This is a genomic window from Myxococcus sp. CA033 (assembly GCF_013336625.1).
Taxonomy (GTDB): Bacteria; Myxococcota; Myxococcia; order Myxococcales; family Myxococcaceae; genus Myxococcus; species Myxococcus llanfairpwllgwyngyllgogerychwyrndrobwllllantysiliogogogochensis.
The window spans coordinates 1-1361 of the sequence record NZ_JABUMU010000065.1; the positions used below are offsets into that span (position 1 = coordinate 1).

At 68.0% G+C, this 1361-nt stretch carries 1 protein-coding gene; it reads left to right on the forward strand.

Annotated features, from left to right (window positions below; genetic code table 11):
* The first annotated feature begins 118 nt into the window (after nucleotides 1–118).
* Nucleotides 119–1294, forward strand: a complete 1176-nt coding sequence (locus tag HUA78_RS45640) for an IS256 family transposase (RefSeq protein WP_174465403.1) — start codon at nucleotides 119–121, stop codon at nucleotides 1292–1294.
* The last annotated feature ends 67 nt before the right edge of the window (nucleotides 1295–1361 follow it).

Here is a 1361-nt window from a genome sequence, read left to right on the forward strand (position 1 = left end):
GGTCGTGTCCCTATAAGTGTGTAGTCGGCGAGCAGGGATGAGCGTGAAAGAGGGAAGCTCCTCGGTGAAACCAACCGAGACGGTCTCCCCCTGGCAGGGGAGCCGAGGAGTTCCCGCCGTGGACGATACCGAGTTTGCCGCGCCCTCGCACGAGGAGGTGCGCACCGACGTGCGCGCACTCTTCCTGGGAGCCATCCGCATGACGTTGGAGATGCTGCTGGAGGAGGAGATTCGGGGCCTGGTGGGGGCCGGGCGCTGGCAGCAGGTGGCTGGGCGCAAGGACCAGCGCAATGGCAGCTACCTGCGAGGCCTCTTGACGTCCATGGGGCACCTGGAGGTGGCCGTGCCTCGGACGAGGGCCAGCGGCTCGGCGGAGGCCGTGCTGGGCCGTTACAAGCGGCGCAGCGAAGAGCTCGACGAGGCGATTACCAGCGCGTACGTGCAGGGCGTCTCCACGAGGAAGATGGGCCGGGTGACCAGGGCGCTCATGGGCGAGGAGGTTTCGCGCTCGACGGTGAGCCGGGTGACGAAGTCCCTGGAACAGAAAGTGGAGGGCCTGCGCACCCAACCCCTCACCCAGGCCTTCCCCTACCTCTACCTGGATGCCACCTTCCTGGACGCGAGGTGGGCGCGCACGGTGCAGAACGTCTCGGCCCTGGTGGCCTACGGCGTGGGAGAGGATGGGCACCGGCATCTGCTGGCCGTGACTCTGGGTGGCAGCGAGTCGATGGACTCGTGGCTGGAACTGCTTCGCCAGTTGCTCGAGCGAGGCCTGAGGGGTGTGCGGCTTGTCATCGCCGACGGACACGCGGGGCTGGCCGCCGCGGCCCGGCAGTCGCTGCCCGAGGCCCGACTCCAGCGTTGCACGGTGCACCTCACCCGGAACGTCCTCGCCAAGGCCCCCTGGCGACTGCGAGGCCGCCTCGGCAAGGAGACCTCAGCCGTCTTCGAGGCACCGACTCTCCAGGACGCCAGGAAGCGTCTGGAGGCGCTCCAGGCCGGCCTGGGCCGCCAGGTCCCCGAGGCCATGGAGTGCTTGCGCGAGGGCTTTGCCCCGGCCACCTGCTTCTTCTCTTTCCCCAAGGCCCACTGGAAGCGGCTTCGCAGCACCAACGGCCTGGAGCGACTCCATGGCGAAGTCAAGCGCCGCATCCGCTCCGTGGGCGCCTTCCCGGACCGCGCCAGCGCACTGCGCCTCATCACCGCCGTCGCCCTCGAAGTCTCTGGCATCTGGGATGACCGCCGCTACCTCGACATGGCCCTGCTGACTTCAAACCCAGACACCGCTGAATGAATCCGCCAAGGAGCCTTCCTCCCCCGTTCCCCCTCCGAACCAACTACACACGATTCGGGACTTGACC